This is a genomic window from Spongiibacter taiwanensis, assembly GCF_023702635.1.
Taxonomy (GTDB): domain Bacteria; phylum Pseudomonadota; class Gammaproteobacteria; order Pseudomonadales; family Spongiibacteraceae; genus Spongiibacter; species Spongiibacter taiwanensis.
In genome coordinates, this window is sequence record NZ_CP098455.1 from 2,310,131 (window position 1) to 2,330,494 (window position 20,364).

Sequence of the window (20,364 nt, forward strand, 5' to 3'; positions counted from 1 at the left end):
AGTGGGCAGGCCGCTGATAGCAAAAGACTGCCAAAGCAAAGGCATTCCGTCTAATGATATTATTTCAGTAATATTCTTTTTTGGAATGTCTGTGGTTGTGGTTTTAAAGAGGAGAGCGAGGTGAACCCGAGCAAGCTGAAGCACGTGGTGGCGGTAGATCGGTTTGGGTCGTTTACGGCCGCTGCCAAAGCGGTTTACCTGACCCAGTCGGCCCTGACCAAAAGCGTGGCTGAAATCGAAGCCGAGCTGGGCTTTTCGCTGTTCGAGCGGCACGCCAAAGGTGTTCACGCGACCACTGAGGGGCGGGCCTTTATCGACCGGGCCGCGCGTATTGTGGCGGATATCGATCAGCTTGCCGCCGATGCCAAGGCTGGCCGCCAATTGAGCGATTCCCGTCTGCGGGTCGGGGTGTGTCCGCCCTCGCTGGTGTCGCTGCTGAATCTGGCGCTGCCGAAGCTACTGGCAAGCTATCCTCGTGTACGAATAGAGCAGACCGCTGGTTGGATTGAGCAGAGCATTCAGCATTTGAACAACCGGGATATTGATCTGCTGGTGGGGCCGGCACCCCAGTTGCAGCAGCATCCCCAGCTCAAAACCCATTCGCTGGAAGCCTTCGGCATCTGCTTCTTTGTGCGCAAGGACCACCCGCTGTGTCGGCAGCCTGAACTCGATATTGCCGACCTGCAGCGTTTTCCAATGGCCCTGGCAGACAAGAGTGTGGCCACCCCAACCTTGATGCGCCAGTTGTTCGGCGCGCCGGAAATACCCGCCAATCAGCAATTGCACATCATTGGTCACTTTCCCTCTGCCTGCAAAATTGTGGAGGCAACCGATACTGTGGGGACGGTGAGCACCAACTACCGCAAAAATCTCGCCTTCCAGCAAAGTTTCACCATCTTGGACATCGATACGGTCGACCCGATTCCGCTGGCCATTGCCCACCATGACAAATGGCTACCGAGCCCGCCAATGCTTGCGTTGATTGAGATGCTGATAAACGAGCCCCATTGGGTGGACGCCCTGTCGGGGCGCCTCTGGAAATAGCGTTCACCATCGAGTTGCCGGTTTGTCACGTGTTGAGCCAGACTCACCTTTATGTTTGATTTTTGCCTTTTTGGCGTTGACAGGGTGAGTCTGGCTCAGCTATTGTGGCAAAAAATGGCGCCACCGTCTCGGCTGCCAGTGTGTAGTGAGAAGATTTTTATGACAGGAACGAATGTGACAAAGAGCCTCGATCAGTCCTCTGTGCTGATTGTTGGCGGTACCTCTGGTGTCGGTTTGGCAACTGCGATGGAGTTTGCCTCCGCCGGCGCAACCAGAATTACCCTGGTGGGTCGCAGTGTGGAGCGCGGCGAAACCGCCCTCGCCGCGTTGAAGGGGAAATTTAGCGAACTCCATGCAGAGTTTATCTCAGCGGATGCCAATAACCCGGATGAGGCCATGCGCGTGGTGGCCCAATGTCTTGAGATGCAGGGTGGGCTCGACGTGCTGGTGAATACCACCTCCGCGGCCTATGTGCCCAAGCTGCTGTTCAATATGGACATTAACGATGTTCCCCAGATTCTTAATCAACAGGCCTTGGCGCCGCTGTTAATGAGCCGTGCGGCGCTGCCCCACATGCGCGAGCAGAAATTCGGCGTCATTATCAACATCGCCTCCGACGCAGCCAAAGTGCCAACACCGGGAGAAACGGTGTTAGGTGCAGCGATGGCGGCAATTTGTCTGTTCAGTCGGACCTTGGCGATTGAGGGCAAGCGTGACGGCATCCGGGTCAACGCGGTCACCCCTTCGCTAATTAATGGCACTACGGTTTATGACCGAGTGATGGATGATCCCTTCAGCGCCAAGCTGTTTGCCAACGCAGCCAAATTGGCGAGCCTGGGTGTGGCGGAGCCCGAAGATCTTGCCAGCCTGATTGTTTTTCTGGCGAGTCCTGCGGCGCGCCGCATTACCGGGCAGGCGGTGAGTGTGAATGGTGGAATCTCTGCGGCTTAGCCGCAGACAAGAGCAGCGGATGCTGCGAGAGTGGTTTTCTAGAGTTAATAATAACGGTGAATAAAATGACGAGAGATAAAATGTGCTGGCAGTTGTCGGCGTCTGGAAGATTAGTGCGCAACGGGCTTCTGGGTTCAGCTTCGGCGGCGTTCTGTCTTTTGCCCGCTACCGCCATGGCGGCTAAAGGGGCGGCCAGTATTATGATGGAAGAGGTAGTGGTCACTGCTCAAAAGAAAGGAATTGAGTCAGTGCAGGATGTGCCACTGACCATCAAGGCCTTTGGTGAAGCGCAACTTGAAGCGATGAACTTCAAAAACATTAGCTCCCTTGGGTTTTCTATTCCCAACGTATCCTTGGATACCAATGGCGCGACGGTCGGATTTCAGAACTTTGCCATTCGTGGTCTGGGGCTCAACAGTGGCAGCCCGTCTATCGACCCTACCGTTGGGGTGTTTGTTGATGGTGTTTACCTGGGCACCAACGCCGGGGTTCTGCTGGATAACTTTGATCTGGAAGGGGTGGAAGTGCTTCGTGGGCCACAGGGTGTGCTATTTGGGCGCAACGTGACCGGCGGGGCAGTGTTGGTCAAAACCAAACGACCTTCTGATGAGTTGACCGTTGATGCGAGAGTGGCATTGGAGACGGGGCCGCAAGTAACCTCCGATTTCAGCATTTCCGGCCCGCTCGGTGATACCGGCCTCAAGGGCAAGCTTGCTGTGTACTACACGGATGATGATGGCTGGCACACCAATGATTTTGACGGTTCCGACTTTGGTGCCGCTCACCAGACCACCGTTCGTCCAGCGTTACTGTGGGATATCAATGACGACGTAGAGCTGCTCGTCCGCTATGAAAATACCCGGGCGGCCAGTGACGGGTCGATCGGACAAAACCGCGCATTGTTTGACCGGGACAGCTTCGACTTTGCCATTAACGAGCCCGGCTTCAGCGAGCTTGAAGTGCAAGGCCTGACCACCGAGATGAACTGGAACCTGGGCTTCGGCACGATCACCAACATTGCCGCTTGGCGGCAGGTAGAGAACGATGGGCTGGGCGATATTGACAGTACGCCAATGACCTCATTTCACTTCTACCAGATCACCGATCAAGAGCAGTTCAGTAATGAACTGCGTTTCACCGGCACCTTTGGTGATGTGGACGTGACGAGTGGCTTGTATTACTTCACTCAGTCTCTGCTGTATGTGGAAGAGCGCATCCTGGGTGGCGGCAGCGTTATTCGTGGCGGTGGTGGTAAGGGTGACACTGATGTGATGGGCATCTTCAACTCACTGGATTGGCGTTTTAGTGACGAGTTGACCCTGAGCGCCGGACTTCGCTACACCACCGAGAAAAAGGACGCGAGCATTGGCAGTATTCGCAGCGGCGGTGGCAGCTATGACAGCCGTGGCTTCGTGTCTGATTTTGAAGATGACGAATCCTGGTATGACCTGTCTCCGCGGATTGGTTTTCAGTACTATCTGAACGATGATATTAATTTTTACGGCGCCTTTTCACGGGGTTTCCGCAGCGGCGGATACAACTTCCGCTCCACTGTACCCGGTGCGCCTCCCGGTCCCTTTGATGCGGAAGAGCAGGATTCTTTCGAGCTAGGTTTCAAATCTCAGTTTCTCGATGGCAGAGCTCAGCTCAACGGTGCGATCTTCCACAACACCATCAAGGATATTCAGCGGGAAGTCCAAGTGCCGGTCGAGGGCGTAGGGATTGCTCAGTTGATCAAAAATGTTGGCGAGGTCGAAATTCAGGGGATTGAGCTTGATGGCCAGATATCGGTCACCGACTACATCGTAATTGGCGGCTTCGTCGGCTACCTGGATGACCAGTACAAGTCGCTCAAGTTCGATATCGACGGCGATGGTGAGATCAATAGCAAAGATAAAGCCTTGCACCTGCCTCGCGCTGCTGAGCTGACCTACGGCGCCCATATTATTGTGGATACGCCGGTGAATGATTGGGGTATGGTGTCAACGCGTTTGTCGTTCAGTCATCGTGACAAGGCCTACCACCTGGAGAATAACCTGGGCTACTACAACCCCTTGGATATGTTGGATTTGAACATTTCCATCCTGCCCAATGACTCCAACTTCCGCTACGCGATCTTTGCCCGCAACTTGTTGGATGAGGTGAATATCACCAACGACGCGCTGCTGCCAGATATTCCCAGTTTTGGTGGCGACGGCCCTGATGGCCCGCGCCCCGTGCCAACCTATAGCTCCTTCAATGAAGGGCGGGTGATCGGTGTGGAAGTACGCTATCAGTTTTGACAGTGCGCAGCATTAGTTAGCAGTAATTGCAAAATAACCGTAATAAATAGCTTTGACAGGTGAAATCGTGACGAATGAAATGCGCCTAACGCAATCTTATTGGCCCGCCGATACCTCGGAGCCCTTGTGGCGTAAAACCGCAGGTGATTTGCTGAGGGAGGCGGCGCGAACGTGTCCCGGCCGGGTGGCCCTGGTGGAAGGCGTTGCCGACATCCATCAACGCCGCCGCTGGACGTATGCGGAATTGTTACAAACTGCCGAGGCGCTTGCCGGAGCGATGCTCTCCGAGTTTGCGCCGGGTGACCGGGTGGCGATTGTGGCGCCCAACTGCGCCGAGTGGATTCTGTTGCAGCATGGGATGAGTCTGGCGGGGATTGTGCTGGTGTCTATTAATCCCGCCTATGGCGAGCAGGAGCTTGACGTCATTCTGAGTCGCTGCGGTGCGAAGGGAGTGTTTTACGCGCCCGAGTATCGCGGCCGAAATCTGCAGGCCATCCTTGAAGGACTGGGCAAGCGCCTTGGATTTAGCAGTGCGCCGATTGAGGACCTGGCGGGCTATTGTCAATCTCGTCCCAATCGGGGCGAGCTACCTGAGGTGGCTCCGGAGGCGACCCTGCAAATTCAGTTTACCTCGGGCACCACCGGCATCCCTAAAGGCGCCTTGCTGCATCACCTGGGGGCGGTGAATACCTCTAGGTTTGTTGCTGCCCGGGCGGGCTTCCCTGAGGGCGGAGTCTGGGTAAACGCCATGCCGATGTTCCACATTGCTGGCACCGTCGTGACCTCGTTGGGTACGCTTACCCGAAAAGGCACCTACGTGATTGTGCCTGGCTTTGAGCCCGAGCTGATTCTGGATTTGTTTGAAACCGAGAAGGGCAACGCGTCTTTGTTGGTACCCACCATGATACTGGCGATGATGAGTAGTCCTTCATTCGGCAAACGGAATCTGTCATCGGTAACCACCATTCTTACCGGCGCGGCGGATGTACCCAAAGAACTGGTGTACCGCACCAAAGAGGCCTTTGACTGCAACCTGATTATTCTGTTTGGCCAAACAGAGGTTAACGGTGTGGTCAGTCAAACCCGGATCAGCGATAGCGCCGAAGACCAAAGCTCCACCTTAGGCAGCCCCTTGCCCCAGGCCGAAGTCTGTATCCGCAATGTCGATACCGGCGAAATTCAGCCCATCGGGGAGCCTGGCGAGATCTGCGTGCGTGGCTATCAGAATATGCACGGTTATTTTCGCGACGAAGAAGCTACTCGTGAAACCATTACCGAAGAGGGTTGGCTGCGCACGGGAGATTCAGGTGTGATGGATGAGCGTGGATATATGAAAATTGCTGGCCGTCTAAAAGATATGATTATCCGCGGCGGCATGAATATCTATCCTCGAGAAATTGAGGAGGTGTTGTTTAATCACCCGGCGGTGGCCCAGGCGAGCGTTATAGGTCTGCCTGACGACTATTGGGGTGAAATTATTGCTGCGGTCATTATCCTCGAAGAGGGCTGCCATCGTCCTGATTTCGACGAGCTATTTGCCTATAGCCGTAAGCAATTATCGGCTCATAAATCGCCAATCAAATGGGCCGTAGTTGAGAGCTTTCCTCTGACCCCCTCCGGCAAGGTGCAGAAGTTTCTGCTGAGGGAATGGGTTAACTCTGGCAAGTTGATGCTGGAAGAAATTGATAAATGTGCAGCAAAAAATAAAAATGCGGGGCTCTGCTAAGGGCCATCGCGGCATGAATTTTTACAAGGCTTGCTAGACCGGGATATCGACAACTTGAGGAGAGATTGAGTTGAATTCGCTCTAATAAGCCGACTCTTATCTCCTCTGCGTAGTTTGTCAGTGCAGGTAATAAGTAGTTAGCAGGGCGCAAATACTGTGGAGAGAAAATGAATAACAAGTGGCAAAATCTTATTGCAGGAGAGTGGCGTGAGCCACTCAGTGCTTCATACATGAGTGTGATCAGTCCGGTAAATGGTCAGGTAGTCACGGAAATACCTAAATCGGATGAGGGCGACGTAAACGATGCTGTCGCTGCAGCGCGGGCGGCCTTTGAAAGTGCCGCGTGGCGGGAAATCACAATTGAAGATCGATCAAACATTCTTACCGCAATAGCGCATGCCATCGGCGCCAATGCCGTCGAACTTGCTAAATTGGATGTGGATTGCTGTGGGGGAACTATCACTCGATTGAGCTCCTTTGATGTGCCCGCGGCTATCGACATCTTTATGTTTTATGCCAATGCTGTAATGAGCTACCCCTTTGTTCAGCACGGTGCAGGCAGGCCGTTGCCAGAGCTTTGGCACGCTGAAATTTTCAAAGAGCCGGTCGGTGTCTGCGGTCTGATCACGGCCTGGAATGCGCCTCTGTTGTTGTTGGCGATGAAGCTTGCGCCAGCCCTGGCCGCGGGGTGTACGGTGGTGGTGAAGCCCTCCGAGCTAACGCCGACTTCTGCTCTGCGTTTGGCAGAAATTGTGGCTGACATTCTTCCCCCTGGGGTTGTCAATGTGGTCACCGGGGAGGGCTCTGTGGTGGGCGAGGCAATGTCCCTCCACCCCGGAATCGATAAGATTTCGTTTACGGGCTCCACTCGAATTGGTGAGCGTATCCAACGGAATGGTTCCACCACAACAAAACGTGTAGCACTTGAGTTGGGCGGTAAAGGCGCGGGCATTGTTATGCCGGATGCCGATCTGGATCTTACGATTCAGGGGGCGGCTTTTGGTGTGTTGCTAAATACCGGGCAGGCTTGCGAGTCGGGCACCCGTTTGTTGGTACACAAGGATATGTATCAATCATTTACGGCGCGCTTGGCTGAATTTATGTCGGGCTTCAAAAGTGGTAATCCCTACAATCCGGACACGGGCATTGGAGCTGTGTCATCCAAAGCGCATCTGGACAAAATTCTGGCGTATGTGGCGTCTGCCCGCGATGAGGGTGCCTCAATCCTGTGTGGTGGGCATGCGGAGGTTGTTGAAGGCTGTGAATCTGGCTTTTATATGCAGCCCACGGTGATAGCCAACGCAAGTAATGACATGACTGTTGCGAAAGAAGAAATTTTTGGCCCGGTCATCACCGTTATTCCCTATTCAACTATCGATGAGGCAGTGAATATTGCCAATGATACTTGCTATGGACTGTCAGCAGGTATTTGGACTGGCGATATTGCCGGCGCGCAATCGTTGGCGCGCCGCCTTGATGCTGGATCGGTGTGGATAAATGATTGGCACATGATTCGATCCGATCTTCCTTTTGGCGGTTATAAGCGCAGTGGTATTGGTAGGGAAATGGGCTTTAGTGGATTAGAGGCTTACCTTGAAACCAAAGTGGTAACGACCTCATTTGAACGTGACCCTCGGAAAAAGGCCCTGCATTCGGTCGTGCTGAAATAGGAGAATCGCAATGTCATCTACGGGATATTTTCAATATTTAATGCGTGCCACGGTTCATTGCGCGGTAGGTGCGTCGATTCGACTGCCGTCGCTGTTTTCCGGAATGGGCGCGAAGCGGGTTCTGATTATCAGTGATGCAGGTTTGCGTGACGTTGGAATAGTCGATGCTGTCGTCGAAATTTTCAACGCCAACGGTCGCGGTAGCAAGCCGGCGGTGGCTGGCGTGTATACCGATATCAGCGCCGATGCAGAAGTAAAGTCAATAAACGCGGCGGTGCAATTCGCTAGAGAAGTTGGCGCTGATAGTATTCTTGCGCTGGGTGGAGGGAGTGTCTTAGATGCTGCAAAAGGAGTTAAATATTGTCTCCAAAACAAACTTCAGGATGTTGCCGACGCGATAAAAAGTGGTATAAAAATGGAGCTTTGGCCGGACGTAAAACCATCGGATATTCCTCATATTGCTGTTCCCACGACTGCAGGAACCGGAGCAGAAGTGACCCCCGCGGCAGTTATCTACAATGCTGATGCGGGCTTTAAAGGGGTTCTGATGTCGCCATATCTCGATGCTGATATGGCGGTTCTGGATGCAAAACTTACCGAGAAGTTGCCTGCGGCCATCACCATTGCCACTGCAATGGATGCGCTTACCCACTCGCTGGAGGCGATTGCTTCACCTACAGCTAACCATTTCACCGATGCCCACGCGCTACGAGCAGGGCAGTTGATTGAAGAAAATTTGCCCCGCGTTATTGAAAATCCAGGTGATTTGAACGCTCGGTCGGCACTGCTTCAGGCAAGCACCATGGCATGTGATGCCGTCTCCAACAGTCTGAATGTCGCTTATGTTCATAATATTTCTCATGCCTTGGGCGGCAAGTATCGTATTCCTCATGGAGAGGCGAATGGGGTGCTGCTGCCTTTCGTGCTGGAACATATGGCGCCGTTCTATCGCGACAAGCAACAGCGTATGGCTCAGGCTCTGAATATTTTCTCAGCCGACGTTGGCGATTATCTAACCTTGACAGTGGATCGCATTCGGCTGTTACAGCAGCAAGTAGGGTTCGCGCCCACCTTTACGCGCCACTCGATACCAAAAGAGGAAGCCGCGCAGATTGTTGTTGCGGTGCAGCAGGATCCGATGGGCGGAATGGCAATGCTGCCCGAGGACAAAATTCTCGCCATTGTTGGTGCCGCCGCAGGCTGGGTCTGATAATGGCTTTGCCGTTGCCCCTGAGCTGTTCCGTCAGCACCGCAAGGCAATTACTCGCATCGCGCATTCGAGGAGAGAGCAATGATACTCAGTGAAGATCAGCGAATGATTGTGGGTGTGGCTAGGGCATTCAGTAAAGATGTCCTGTTACCCCGTTATCAGTCTTTGGATGATCACGATAGCAGAATCCCGCAAGAAACTTTGAGGGCACTTGGTGAGCTCGGCCTAATTGCGCCGGGAAACAAGGAAGAGCACGGTGGCATTGGCTTGGATAGCGCCACCGTGGGTTTGGTGCTGGAAGCGTTGGCCGAGGGCGACTTTAACATTACGTATATTGCTTTGATCGGCAGTTTAACGTCGCAGATATTGAGTCATCACGCGGCGCCCGGCTTGGCTCGGGAGTGGGTGCCTGGCATCGTTAGAGGTGAGCATATGGTCGGGTTGGCGTTGACCGAGCCACAGGGAGGGTCAGACGCCGCAAACATTCAGTTTAGCGCCCGCGCTATTGATGGGGGCTATCTGTTAAACGGCGAGAAAACCTCAATCACTTTGGCCCACTGCGCCGATGCTTTTGTTGTTTTTGGTCGTACTGGCACTAGAGGCCAGGGGGCCTCAGGTGTGAGTGCCTTTCTTGTCAAAGGCGACAGCGAGGGACTGAGCCGCACCCGTTTTAAAGACATGGGTGGCCGGGTGATTGGACGAGGATCACTGTTTTTTGATGATGTTTTCGTTCCAAGCGAGTACCGCATCGGTGACGAGGGCGATGCCTTCAAAACAATCATGCACGGTTTTGATTTCACCAGAGCGTTGCTGGGCTTGCAATGCGTCGGCGCTGCCCAGGCCTCCTTGCGTGAGACCTGGCAGTACACTCGGGAGCGGGCCGCCTTTGGGCGTCCTATCATCGAGAACCAGGGCGTAAGCTTTCCTCTGGCTGAAGCTGAGGGTCGTCTTGAGGCGGCTAGGCAGCTCTGTCTTTATGCATTGCAGTTGAGGGACGCAGGCTTGCCCCACAGCGCCGAAGCGGCGATGTGCAAATGGATTGCACCTGAAGCTGCGGTAGAGGTTATTCATCGCTGTTTAATTACCCATGGTCACTACGGTTGGAGTATCGAATTTCCTCATCAGCAGCGCTTGAGGGATGTTATAGGCATGGAAATCGGTGATGGGGGGGAACAGATTATGAAAATTATTATTTCGAAAATAAGGGGGGCAAAAGTTGATTTAAATGAGAGTAATTAAATTTTAAAAAATTAATGAGGTGGAGATCGCGAAAATGAAAAATTATAAATTTTACTTTATTTTGTTTGCTGGCGCCATTTCGGCGTTTTCTAATGCTGCTGTAATAGAGGAGGTTATAGTAACTGCTCAGAAGCGTGATCAGAACGCTCAAGATGTTCCTATCGCTGTGACTGCTATCAAAGGTGAAAGCCTAGAGAGGTTAGGGTTGTCAAATGGCAGTGAGATAGCAAGTCAAATTCCAAATGTACAAGTACAAAAGCCATATGGTGATGCGCAACCAATTTTTGCAATCCGTGGGATTGTAAATTCGGATTATAAGGCGACTACGGCTTCTCCGGTTGGTGTTTATGTGGATGAAGTGTATTTGGGGGTGCCGACTACGCATGGTTTACAATTATTTGACGTTGATCGCATTGAGATATTAAGAGGGCCTCAAGGCACATTGTTTGGAAAAAATACTACTGGTGGGGCTGTGAGCGTCTCTACCGCGCTCCCTTCAGGAGAGCGGGGGGGGTACGTCGGTGTTGGAGTCGGCAACTTTAATAGAATTGATTTAAAAGGTGCGTACGAGACGGCTCTCATTCCTGATATTCTGGATGTTCGTGGCGCAATAAATTCCAGCAAAGCAGACGGCCACTTTGAAAACAAGGAGCCAGGGAAAGACGATTTAGATTCCGTTGATTATTTATCGGCAAGAGGTGTTGCTTATTATCGGCCAACATCTGGATTAGATGTAATTTTTCGTTACACGATAGCTGATCAAGACTCAAATGCTCCCACAATTACCCCAGGGGGAACAAATATTGGTGGGTATAAACACGAAGGTAGTGCGTTTGATGTGCGGTCTGACTATGTTGAGGCGCAAACTAACAAATTTGATCTCGCCTCGCTAAGTGTTAGCTACTCTTGGGATGAGTATTTCCTCACATCAATTACCGGTTTGGGTGATGGTGATTATTTGAATAAGACAGATACAGATGGCTCTCCTTTAGATATTATTACCGTAGACTGGGGGACTAGCTTTGAACAAATTTCTGAAGATCTTAGGTTTGGCGGTGGTTTCGATTGGTATAATTTTATTTTTGGTTTATATCTCTCAAGGGAATCGGTTGAGGCAGATAATTTCTACCAATTTGGACGGGATAGGCCGGACGCATTTAATGGTACTCAGATAAATCAAAATTTAGAGCTTCGGCGGGATAGTTTGGCCACTTATGGGCAGGCCTCGTTTGATATTACATCCGAACTCGCCTTCACCGTGGGTCTTCGATATAGCGTCGACACCAACATGCTAAGAGATTTTGAGGTAGATTGGATAGATGGTCGTACTGGATTGCCCTCGCCAGTTGCACTGGCTGCATTTGGTTCGACGAGAACCGTTGATATTGAAGAGAGGGAGTTTGAGAACAAGGAGCTATCGGGGAAGCTTGGTTTTGATTATAAGGTCGACGAAGCGAGCTTATTATATTTTTCGTACAGTCGAGGATATCGCAGTGGCGCATTTAATACCGGCGCGCTGTTCGAAAGCGAAACAGAAGAAGTGCTTGAGCCGGAAATTGTTGATGCGTATGAGATTGGGTTTAAGGCTCAGCTGTGGGGGCGGCAAGCTCAATTGAACAGTGCAATTTTCTATTACGATTATCAAGATCAGCAGTTTGTTAACGTAGTTGGCATTAGCCAGCTGCTAGCAAGCGCAGATAAATCTTCTGTTATTGGTGTGGAATCGGAGCTTTTGTTAAAGCCTACGGATCGAATAACCATTAATACCGGGTTAGGAATTTTGGAGACAGAATATAAAAAATTGGAGCTTGATGTGGCGCTGGATGCTTTAGGTTCTACCTCGCGATCAGAGGACCTTTCTGGAAATAAGCTGTTGGCAGCACCGGAAGTGAATTTTAATTTCTCTATTGATTATGTGGTTCCATTTGAAAGCAGTGATTTAATATTTCATTTAGATACGATGTACGCTAGTGAGCAGTTCTTTACGGCGTTTAATGATTACTACGATGAGGATACAGTTGGCGCAGATTTTAGGGGCATAAAGCAGGAAAGTTATTGGATGTCGAATGCTCGTATTACATATGAAATTCCTGATAAAGGGATTTCCTTTGCGGCATGGTGTAAAAATTTAGAAAATAAAGAAATCATCGCGTACTCCATCAATGCTCAAGCGTACGGAGGATTTGATTTTAATCAGTATTTGAAACCTAGAACGTTTGGTGTAGAGGTTAAGTATATTTTTTAAATAAATTTATGGTTTATGAGGGATTTTGTATGCGTTATATAAACGTACGGTTAGTTTTTCTTTCTTGCGTAATGAGTGCCTTTTCAGGCGGGGAGGTGATGGCGCAGGCATTGCCAGGGCTGGGAGATATTTTGAATATTGACATCGCCAATGAAGTGGCTGGCAAGTTGGCAATGCCGTCTCCCTCGGCAGGGGATAAAATTCTCGAGTTGAGCGAGGTCTTGGCGCCTTTGGAAAGCCTTGAATTGATTTCTGAAATCACTGGTTCTGGTATTCCCTTTCATCCAGGTATTGGGGCAATCCCGCTCGCGCCTGATTTAATCGGGATTCCGCCGATGCTGCCGGTAAATCCTTTGTTGATAATGACCTTAATTCCATAGAGCGTTAATTCCACTGTTGTTCCGCAGTGTTGTAATCATAAAGCGGATCTCGTTTGAGGTTCGCTTTTTTCCCTATCGGCCTGCTTTGTTGTGATCAATTGCTAATTTTTTTAAGTTGAGAAGGTGCGGGATATAATTTAGGCTGAAATTTTTATGAATAAATCCGATTTTATGCCCACGAGTATCGCATGTGATGATAATCTTTTCGGTAATGATGCGGTCATTTTTGTTCATGGTTGGTCATGTAATAGGAGTTCATTTTTTAGCCAATATGCCTTTTTTTCTAAAGGCCATCGAGTAATAGCGTTGGATTTGCCTGGGCATGGCGAAAGCCCTGCATGTTCAGGTCTCGATGATTTAATGTCGTATTCAGAAATAATTTATGAATTTCTTGCGGCCAAAGGGCTTCATAAGGCTAGATTGGTTGGCCATAGTATGGGAGGGGCTATTGTATTAACTTTAGCCTCTATGTTTCCTGGTTTGGTGGAGGCGGTTGTGGTGTTGGACCCGGTGCCAATGGTGATGACGCCGGAGTTTTACGCGGCGTTGGAAGGCCTTGCCATTTCCCTAGAGAAAGGCGAGGTTGAAATGCGATCCGCCTTTGTTGCACAAGCGTTGTTTCGAGAGGATGCGGACCCACAGCTGCGCAACGAGGTTGTGGCAATGATGTCGACTACGCCTGCAGCCATAGCAGCGGCGGCAATGCGGGCAATATTGCAGTATGACGGTTTGGCTACAGCGAAATCCTGTCGTGCGCCTATCCTGCATATCGCGGCCGATCCGCCGACAAACCCAATACATCAAATGGAAGCGCTGCTGCCGGCAGTGATTAATCGGCAAATACTTTGTGCCGGGCATTTTAACCATCATGAGCAGCCGAAGTTGGTGAATCAATTTATTTCTGCGTTCTTCGAAAAAGTCAGTCGAGAGAGCAGGGCGTAAGCTGCTGTATACTCCGTAATTAGTCTATTGTATTTCAGATTGCTATTTAATTGGCAGTGTAAAGCAGAGAACAAGCACATTCACCGGTCACAGTAAGAAGCCGACGGTTCACCCGCTTTGATATCCGGCCGGCGATACGGTGGTGATTGTGGCCAAGGTCCAGACTGATTCCATGAGTATTCTGTCGACCTTGTCCGAGGAAAATATGCTGGCGATAGTTGGTCAGCCGTAAGGCTGGAAATAAGGTCGTAGCGCCCTGTCTTGCTTGCGGTTGAGTCTGCTTTCTTGTGCAGGACAAGATGCTAACACAGCGGTCGGCAAGGTCATGGGGTCTGGCATTGGATTGATGGAGTAATAAAGACGGAATGAAGGCAGAAAAAGGCAAAGTGGGCGCGACACCGCGCATGTCCAAGGATCAGCGCGTAGCCAATATCCTGACGGTGGCCAAGCGCCACTTTGGCAAGGTGGGTTATGAGAATTTTTCGCCGGTTGAGGTGGCGCAGGAGTGTGGGGTGTCTGAAGCTACGATTTACCGCTACTTTGCTAGCAAGCAGGATCTTCTTGAGCGGGTTGCCGAATTTTGGGTGGAAGAGTTGCTGCTTGGTGCACCCAATTTCAAGAAGCATGACAATATTTATGATCGCCTTAGAGAGGTCATCTGGTACAGCCTGTGGGTGGTTCATTCGGAACCCGAACTGTCCAAGTACATTTGGATGGCAATCCGCAGCCAGCCCGATTTTAGAAGCTCTCGTATCTACTCGCTGAACCGTCGTTTTACCGCCTACACCACCAATGTGATTGCCGATGCCATGGCGCAAGGGGTATTTCGCGCCGATATTTCGGCCCGGACAGTGCGTAATATTATCTTTGGCACCATCGAGCACGAAGTGTGGTCCTTCGTACAGGGGGACGGGGATTTCTCGCTGGAGGCCTCGGTCGAGACAATTACGGGTTTTGTCTTTCGCGGCCTAGCAGTAGAAGCGCCGGTTAATGTTGAGACTTTTCACAGGGCGTTGGCCCGTATCCAGAGTGGTTTGCAGAAGATTGATGGAGCAGTAAAACAGTTGACGGATTAAATATCGTGTTAACTATAGCACTTCATGCAGTTGGGAAGGGGGCGGTTATTCGGTTGCATCGCTGCTTCGACTTCCAGCTCAAGTTGAGTCAATCTTTCGGTATTTAATTGCATGAGGGTGCGGCCAGTGCTTAGTTCCATGGCCAGCAGCGCTGCGCCAAAGGCACCCATAATCTGTGGGTCTTCCGGAATTTGCAGGGTCTGGTGTAATTCCTGCTCGAGAAAATGCACGGCCGCCGAGTTTTTTGCCACCCCGCCAGTCATAACGATAGGGCTGCGCTTGCCGACCTGGGCCACCAGGCCCAGCGCGCGATGGGCAATGGCGCGGTGAACCGAGGCGGCCACATCGGCAGGCTCGGCACCTCCGGCCAGCAAAGAAATAATCTCAGTTTCGGCAAAGGTGGCGCACATGGTGCTCACGTCGAGGTCCTTTGTGCCTTGCATGGCCAGTGGCCCCACCTCGCCGATTTCACACTCCAGTGCCCGGGCCAGCACCTCGTAGAAGCGCCCGGTGCCACTGGCACAGCGATCATTCAGGGCAAAGCGATCGACCAGGCCTTGATCGTCGAGGGCGATGACCTTGCTGTCCTGGCCGCCGACATCGATCACCAAGCGGGCTTCTGGGAAGAGCGCGGCGACGCCCCGGGCGTGACAGGTAATTTCGGTAAAGGTGCGGCCGACCCCCGGCACCAGGCGCCGACCGTAGCCGGTGCCAATGGTGTAGCTAAGGTCCTGCTCAGTGAGTCCGGCCATCGTCAGGGCCCCCTGGATGGCTTTCTCTACCCCTTTGCGACTGACAGCCCCCATCTGGACAATCTGCCCACCCGTAACCACGCCGTCACTGGTGATGACCACGGCTTTGGCAGTAGTGGAACCCAAATCGACGCCCATAAAATTTGAGGTGGCCATAGGCTTATTTCCCGTCATTGCCAATTAGGCGGAGGCGATCAGGTCTCTGGAGCGGCGCACATCGATGGTTTCCAGCATCGCCTCCAGGCGGCTCTCCAGCAGTTCTCCCTTGTAGAAGGATTCGTCGGCAACATCGCCCTCAAAAAAGATAGACGGTAATCCGTGGTCCTTTTGCATCGCTCTGGCCAGCATCTGTTGGGGGCCGGTGAAGGCGCGGCAGGTGCGGGTGGAATGAAATACGATGCCATCCAAACCATAGTAGTCACAGTCGTGCTCGGTAAAGTGCTTGATGGTTTTGAAACCGTGATTGGTCGGGCACAGCAGATAGTGTTGTGCCATGCCGCGGATGGGGTCGTCGGTGTCGATCAGATGGGGTTCCTGCCAAAAAGCGTTGTGGGTGTAGCGGCCCGCGACGATGGCGACCTTGTGTTCCGCAAAGACCCGGGCGAGGGTGCCCAGTTTGTTCCAGTTCATGATGCCGTCGAAATACAACCGATATTTCTCATCCTTGATCGCGGTTTCGCCCCGGGCAAGTCGGCCGACGATTTCCTCGCGGATATTGCTGAAGTAGGTAACCAGCTCGGGGCCGGCAGGCAGGAAATTGATATGGGCAACGCTGGCGATCCAGTCCCAAAAGGTCGCCGGGGTAGGCTTGCTGCGGCACATGGCCATCGCATCCCGGCGGATTTCAGCGGCCTGCTTGATATAGTGCATCCCCTCCCGCAGGGCTTCCCAGTCGAAGGGGCGCTTGGTGTGAAACTCGATGAACTCAATCAATTTGTGCAGCTGGTCGGCGACGTAATCGGAAGCCTCCTCCCATTCCTGTCCCTGCAGGTAGCCAGCGTCGGCCCGGTTGCTCCACAGGAAGGGCAGTGACACATTGAAGATAGGAACTTCCTTGCCGAGCACGCGCATGGTCAGTTCGTCCCACTGCTGGCCGGTGCTGCAGCCGGCGTAACTGTTGACGATGAAATTGGGCATGGGCAGGCGGCTGGCCAGCTCATCGCGGTCGGCCTCGTCGACGATGCCGTTTTCGAATTTTTCCCGGGCCTGTTTGGCGAGTAATGCGGTGCCAAGGTGGGTGCGGGCATAGGAGCAGAGCTCGCCGACGTAGCCGTATTCCTGTGCTGCCAGTTGGGCGGATTTTTCCAGTTTTTGCGCCGAGAGTCGCGCGGCGAAGGCCTCGCCGTGGGCCCATTCAAGGCCAGCGGCCTGGAAGATGGGGTTCAGGGCAGCGCCGTTGTACCAGACCACGCTGGCATTGCGCTCGTTGGCGGTGAAAATTCTCTCCCAATAATCGGAGATCATGTGTCGCCCTGCATCATTGCTTTTCAGGCGGTTAACGCTGCTGGGTTTGGTCGCGGCCGATGTCATGGGGTGTGCTCCTGCAGAGATTGCTGGGGTTGTTTGCGCCGAATTCGCTCAATCATTGCCTCGACGCGGGTGCGTACAGATTCCACCGGCAGCCCTTCGTGCTCGGTTTCGATCAGCAAGTGGGGGATGCCCTTTGCGTTAAGTGCCTTGCGCAGCTCGGGGTAGTGGAACATATGGGCTTCGCAGAATTTGGCCATTAAGACGATGACACCCTCGGCGTCGCTCTCTTCCAGTGAGTGCAACAGATACTCTGACCAGCTGACTGACTTTTGTACCCGTGTTGGGCAGGGGGCATTGGCATTGCGGGCAAAGTACCAGTTCGCCAGTGCGTCCCGGGGGGAGATGTCCTGGGCAACGTCGGTGGAAACGTAGCGGGCGCCAGTGTAGAGGTCATCGTCTACGATAACGGCGCCGCAGTCTGCTAGCACGTCGAACAGTTCGGGGCGCGGTGCGTGGCAGAAGTGCCCTGATAGATGCAGGCGGATACCCGAGGTCCGGGGGCGGGGGGCGGACGTTGCGAGGAGTTGCTCGAGTAGCGTGGAATGTTCCTCTTTGTCCATGATCATGCTGGATTTGATCAGCACTTGCAGTTCTTCAGCGGAGAAACGGTCGTCACCCTGCTGCCGCGCCTGAAAAATTTTGCGCAGCAATTGGCGGTTGCGGTTATTGGCGGCAATGCACTCACGCAGTTTGTCATCGCTGATGGGCTGGCCGGTTACCCGTTCCGCTTCGGCAATAAACGCATCGATTTTTTCCCGCACCTGATCGTGGGTCCAGCTATCGTCCATTGCGGCAATCAGGTGCTCGAAAAAGAAAGGCTTGTCGGAAAGCATTTCTCTAACGACATCGGTGGCTCCCAGCAATTGGATGCAGTGGTCGGCATTCATGAATGCATCGTACTTTTCGAAGCGCCCTGTGGCGACCTGATCAGCGATGCTGCGGGTATAGCCGCAGTAAAATTCGGCGAGCAGGTTGTTGCCCGCGGTAATGGGGGTGGGGTCATCCTGAATAATGACCGGCAGTGCGCCGGTCGCGGCAATAATTTCAACGGGAAAGTTCATCGGAAAGATGCCGATAACGGCGGTCTTTTTTCGGGATTTCCAGTCGTCGATATAGTGGGCGGGGTTGTTGGCGATTTCCCGCAACCTGTCCAGGGTACTGCTGTCGCTGTCATTCATCGGTCTTGCTCAACATCATGGTCTGGCGCGCTTGGCGGGCTGACCGTTTGTTTGGAGGAAAAAGTGGTTTGGCAGTCGTGCTGCTTTTCCTTTTGTTGGGTCAGATTAGGTGAGTTATGCTCAGCATGTCAAGAATGGTGTGTTATTTTTGGTGTGCTATATGACCGGGTGGCTAGGTTTTGATCTTTGAGATTAAGACAAAATCCATATAAAACAGCAAGTTGCTATTTTTATTTATTTTGTGAGTATTGCTCACCATTGGATTGGGTGGCTGCCCAAATGCTCTTGCAAGAGTGAGTATGCCGGTGGCTTGGGGCTTAATGTCGATTGAGGCCAACTGGCCTTGATGAGAGTGCTGGGTTGCGTTTTTCAGCGAACCCAGCGCGATGGAGGTTTAGAATCGGCGACGAATGCCGAATTCTGCACCGAAAAAATTCATCCGCTCGGTAGAGTGTTTACCCAGAGGGAGACCGTTGATTGAATAGCTTTTGCTGTTGGGGAGGATGTGAATAACGCTGCCAAGGATCTCCCACTGTTCGTCGAGGCGGTAAGCAAACCCGCCGCCAATATGGGCTGTGGCGATCAGGGCCGTGGTCGGCTCTAGGGTTTTCTTCGGAATGGGGTCGTTTACAAAAGACATCGCCACGGTGTAGGTGAGTCGAGGAGAGTATTGATACCGCAGCGCCACGGCAAGGGGAAACTGGTCCTGCCAGTCCAGCGGTGCGCTGGCGTTCAGTTGCTGTGGCGCATCTGGATTTGATGCGCGACCGAGGCGCATTTGTGTCCGCTTAAAGCTTTCTGACCAGTCGAGCCAGCCAAGTCGAACACCCAGCTCGAGCTTTTGGCTGATTTCATATTTCAGGCCAAGGTTAAACTCCCGGGCAAAGCTGAGGCCAGCGAGTTCTGCTCGATCATATTTCACTTTGCCCAGACCTTGGGCGGAGAAGTTCAGTTCGGCATCGCCGCCTTTCAAGGTCAGAGGCGTTTCATTGGCAAACACGGCAGATAACCTGAGCTTGGGGGTTAGCTGATAATTCGCGGCCACTTTGAAGGAGTAACTTAACCCGGAAAGCCCGGTGAGGGCGAAGCCGCTAAAGCCGGGGTCATCGCCGTTGGCGGCAATGGCGGTGTTCGGCAGGATGTGCTGCTCGATTTCAGCGTAGTTTACATTGAGCACCGCGCCAAGGCTCAGCCGCTCGGTGGCCTTCCAGCCGATGGCAGGGCCCACACGAAAGACACCAAACTCGGTGGATAAGCGGTCTTGGTTTCCGGCCTCTGTGGTCAGCCCTTTGTAAATATAGCCGACCCCGCCTTGGGCAACGCCGCCAAAGCTGACAACGACCCGGCTGTCGTCATCCAGGGCTTTGGCATAGGCGCCGCCAAACACGGGTAACAAATCCTTGCTCGGGTAATGGCGGTTGCCAAGGGAATCTTTGTGTTTTTGATTGCCGAATTTATACACCGCACCGTAGGCGGTGAAGGTTTCGCCCTTAATGTCCGTGAGGGTGGCGGGATTGACGCTGAATACCGTGGCGTCATTGAGCAAGGCGACGTCGGCGCCGGCTAATGACAAACCGTCGGGGCCATTGCCGGGAGCCAGGGGGCCCCAGCCAGCAGTGGCGTGAGAAGAAAGAAGGCAGGAAAAGCAAAAAAATGCGAAGGCACCTCCCGCCTTGGCGTGGCGGGAAAACAGGTTGGATATCACGGGAAGCAAACTCCAGGCTACAACGAAATGCGAGGGCGGTGCACCATAAAGCGTGCTGACTTGCAAATCAATACAGGATGTTGGGTTGTTCGTTCAATTGCTGCGGGTGAGGGTTTGGGGAGTCAGGCGTGATGATGTTGGGCAGGATTTGCGTGCTCAACGGCCTTTCATATTACCGCATGTGGCGGTCTAGGATTGGCGCGGGTTGTCTTGGCGTTACCACATACCGCTTGCTTTAAACCAATTGCGCCCCTGTTCGGCATCATCGTGGCCGCTGGCCATGATCATCGGCCAGGCTGCGGCAAAAAAGGCATCGTCCTGGCATTCGGCGAGAATCAGCTCTTCGATAGCGGTGGCAATCTCTTCTGGCGACGAAGACATTGCCTAGGCTAAGTCGTCCAGCGATGGCCGCCGGGCATCGGCGGGGTCCAGGT

Annotated in this window: 16 protein-coding genes; 11 read left to right on the forward strand and 5 right to left on the reverse strand. The window is 52.7% G+C overall.

The window, feature by feature from the left end:
- The first annotated feature begins 120 nt into the window (after positions 1-120).
- The 11 genes from NCG89_RS10710 to NCG89_RS10760 all read left to right on the forward strand — a co-directional run bounded on the left by NCG89_RS10710 (position 121) and on the right by NCG89_RS10760 (position 14,765).
- Entirely contained in the window at positions 121-1,044 is a 924-nt protein-coding gene (locus NCG89_RS10710) for a LysR family transcriptional regulator (RefSeq protein WP_251086527.1), read from the forward strand.
- A gap of 159 nt (positions 1,045-1,203) precedes the next feature.
- Positions 1,204-1,995 (forward strand): SDR family NAD(P)-dependent oxidoreductase, encoded by a 792-nt coding sequence (locus NCG89_RS10715; RefSeq protein WP_251086528.1) that lies wholly within the window; start codon positions 1,204-1,206, stop codon positions 1,993-1,995.
- A 113-nt stretch (positions 1,996-2,108) separates the two neighbouring features.
- Positions 2,109-4,277 (forward strand): TonB-dependent receptor, encoded by a 2,169-nt coding sequence (locus tag NCG89_RS10720; RefSeq protein WP_251086529.1) that lies wholly within the window; start codon positions 2,109-2,111, stop codon positions 4,275-4,277.
- A 67-nt stretch (positions 4,278-4,344) separates the two neighbouring features.
- Positions 4,345-6,003: a class I adenylate-forming enzyme family protein gene (locus NCG89_RS10725; RefSeq protein ID WP_251086530.1), complete on the forward strand. Its 1,659-nt coding sequence runs from the start codon at positions 4,345-4,347 to the stop codon at positions 6,001-6,003.
- A gap of 167 nt (positions 6,004-6,170) precedes the next feature.
- Positions 6,171-7,673 carry an aldehyde dehydrogenase family protein gene (locus NCG89_RS10730; protein WP_251086531.1) on the forward strand — a complete coding sequence of 501 codons (1,503 nt, stop codon included), beginning with the start codon at positions 6,171-6,173 and terminating at the stop codon, positions 7,671-7,673.
- 10 nt (positions 7,674-7,683) lie between these two features.
- Positions 7,684-8,883, forward strand: a complete 1,200-nt coding sequence (locus tag NCG89_RS10735; RefSeq protein WP_251086532.1) for an iron-containing alcohol dehydrogenase — start codon at positions 7,684-7,686, stop codon at positions 8,881-8,883.
- Between the two features lie 105 nt (positions 8,884-8,988).
- Positions 8,989-10,122 (forward strand): acyl-CoA dehydrogenase family protein, encoded by a 1,134-nt coding sequence (locus NCG89_RS10740; RefSeq protein ID WP_251086533.1) that lies wholly within the window; start codon positions 8,989-8,991, stop codon positions 10,120-10,122.
- Between the two features lie 34 nt (positions 10,123-10,156).
- The gene (locus NCG89_RS10745) at positions 10,157-12,367 is read left to right on the forward strand and encodes a TonB-dependent receptor (RefSeq protein WP_251086534.1); all 2,211 of its coding nucleotides are present in this window, start codon (positions 10,157-10,159) and stop codon (positions 12,365-12,367) included.
- 29 nt (positions 12,368-12,396) lie between these two features.
- On the forward strand, positions 12,397-12,747 hold the full coding sequence (locus tag NCG89_RS10750) for a hypothetical protein (RefSeq protein ID WP_251086535.1): 351 nt from the start codon (positions 12,397-12,399) through the stop codon (positions 12,745-12,747).
- Between the two features lie 153 nt (positions 12,748-12,900).
- On the forward strand, positions 12,901-13,689 hold the full coding sequence (locus NCG89_RS10755; protein WP_251086536.1) for an alpha/beta fold hydrolase: 789 nt from the start codon (positions 12,901-12,903) through the stop codon (positions 13,687-13,689).
- A gap of 365 nt (positions 13,690-14,054) precedes the next feature.
- The gene (locus NCG89_RS10760; protein ID WP_251086537.1) at positions 14,055-14,765 is read left to right on the forward strand and encodes a TetR/AcrR family transcriptional regulator; all 711 of its coding nucleotides are present in this window, start codon (positions 14,055-14,057) and stop codon (positions 14,763-14,765) included.
- Positions 14,766-14,773: 8 nt separating this feature from the next.
- Here NCG89_RS10760 and NCG89_RS10765 read toward each other — a convergent pair whose 3' ends face one another.
- The 5 genes from NCG89_RS10765 to NCG89_RS10785 all read right to left on the reverse strand — a co-directional run bounded on the left by NCG89_RS10765 (position 14,774) and on the right by NCG89_RS10785 (position 20,311).
- A complete protein-coding gene (locus NCG89_RS10765; RefSeq protein WP_251086538.1) occupies positions 14,774-15,673 on the reverse strand; it encodes an acyl-CoA dehydratase activase in 900 nt (299 codons plus the stop codon).
- 24 nt (positions 15,674-15,697) lie between these two features.
- Positions 15,698-17,047 carry a 2-hydroxyacyl-CoA dehydratase subunit D gene (locus NCG89_RS10770; RefSeq protein ID WP_251086539.1) on the reverse strand — a complete coding sequence of 450 codons (1,350 nt, stop codon included), beginning with the start codon at positions 17,045-17,047 and terminating at the stop codon, positions 15,698-15,700.
- Positions 17,044-18,225 (reverse strand): 2-hydroxyacyl-CoA dehydratase subunit D, encoded by a 1,182-nt coding sequence (locus NCG89_RS10775; protein WP_251086540.1) that lies wholly within the window; start codon positions 18,223-18,225, stop codon positions 17,044-17,046. Before NCG89_RS10775 ends, NCG89_RS10770 begins: the two co-directional genes overlap by 4 nt.
- A gap of 394 nt (positions 18,226-18,619) precedes the next feature.
- Complete coding sequence (locus tag NCG89_RS10780; RefSeq protein ID WP_251086541.1) at positions 18,620-19,930, reverse strand: OmpP1/FadL family transporter; 1,311 nt, start codon at positions 19,928-19,930, stop codon at positions 18,620-18,622.
- A 216-nt stretch (positions 19,931-20,146) separates the two neighbouring features.
- Entirely contained in the window at positions 20,147-20,311 is a 165-nt protein-coding gene (locus NCG89_RS10785) for a hypothetical protein (RefSeq protein WP_251086542.1), read from the reverse strand.
- Positions 20,312-20,364: the final 53 nt, after the last annotated feature.

What these genes read in the sequence shown, in the direction of transcription:
- NCG89_RS10715 (WP_251086528.1), top strand. Translation starts at nt 1,204, where the DNA reads ATGACAGGAACGAATGTGACAAAGAGCCTCGATCAGTCCTCTGTGCTG.
- NCG89_RS10730 (WP_251086531.1), top strand. Translation starts at nt 6,171, where the DNA reads ATGAATAACAAGTGGCAAAATCTTATTGCAGGAGAGTGGCGTGAGCCA.
- NCG89_RS10735 (WP_251086532.1), top strand. Translation starts at nt 7,684, where the DNA reads ATGTCATCTACGGGATATTTTCAATATTTAATGCGTGCCACGGTTCAT.
- NCG89_RS10740 (WP_251086533.1), top strand. Translation starts at nt 8,989, where the DNA reads ATGATTGTGGGTGTGGCTAGGGCATTCAGTAAAGATGTCCTGTTACCC.
- NCG89_RS10745 (WP_251086534.1), top strand. Translation starts at nt 10,157, where the DNA reads ATGAAAAATTATAAATTTTACTTTATTTTGTTTGCTGGCGCCATTTCG.
- NCG89_RS10750 (WP_251086535.1), top strand. Translation starts at nt 12,397, where the DNA reads ATGCGTTATATAAACGTACGGTTAGTTTTTCTTTCTTGCGTAATGAGT.
- NCG89_RS10755 (WP_251086536.1), top strand. Translation starts at nt 12,901, where the DNA reads ATGAATAAATCCGATTTTATGCCCACGAGTATCGCATGTGATGATAAT.
- NCG89_RS10760 (WP_251086537.1), top strand. Translation starts at nt 14,055, where the DNA reads ATGAAGGCAGAAAAAGGCAAAGTGGGCGCGACACCGCGCATGTCCAAG.
- NCG89_RS10765 (WP_251086538.1), bottom strand. Translation starts at nt 15,673, where the DNA reads ATGGCCACCTCAAATTTTATGGGCGTCGATTTGGGTTCCACTACTGCC.
- NCG89_RS10770 (WP_251086539.1), bottom strand. Translation starts at nt 17,047, where the DNA reads ATGACATCGGCCGCGACCAAACCCAGCAGCGTTAACCGCCTGAAAAGC.
- NCG89_RS10775 (WP_251086540.1), bottom strand. Translation starts at nt 18,225, where the DNA reads ATGAATGACAGCGACAGCAGTACCCTGGACAGGTTGCGGGAAATCGCC.
- NCG89_RS10785 (WP_251086542.1), bottom strand. Translation starts at nt 20,311, where the DNA reads ATGTCTTCGTCGCCAGAAGAGATTGCCACCGCTATCGAAGAGCTGATT.